This window comes from Lysinibacillus sp. RU7, assembly GCF_057837305.1.
In genome coordinates this window covers 1-245 of sequence record NZ_JBYQFK010000254.1, presented here as the reverse complement: position 1 = coordinate 245, position 245 = coordinate 1, and the positions used below count along the sequence as shown (strand labels likewise).

The following is a 245-nucleotide window of genomic DNA, read 5'->3' as shown; positions in this document are numbered from 1 at the left end:
CCTGTCGAAGAAGGGCGTGTCGCGCAGGATCGGGGCATGGACTTCGCCATAGGCTTCCTTGACGTTGTAGTTGCCGATCAGCGGCATCTGCGTCACGCCCAGCGTCGGATCGTAGCGGGGGCTGTCGGCATTATATTCGGGCGCCACGCCGATATCGTTGCGTTCCTTGCGATATTCGGCGCCGATCACCGCCTGCACCGGACCGCCGGGCAGGTTGAACAGTCCCCCCGAGATATAGCCGGAGA

Annotated in this window: 1 protein-coding gene; it reads right to left on the bottom strand. The window is 62.9% G+C overall.

What is annotated here, in order from left to right:
* Positions 1-245, bottom strand: a 245-nt coding sequence (locus tag AC3II9_RS22315; protein ID WP_489158946.1) for a hypothetical protein, incomplete at both ends; no start/stop codon positions are given.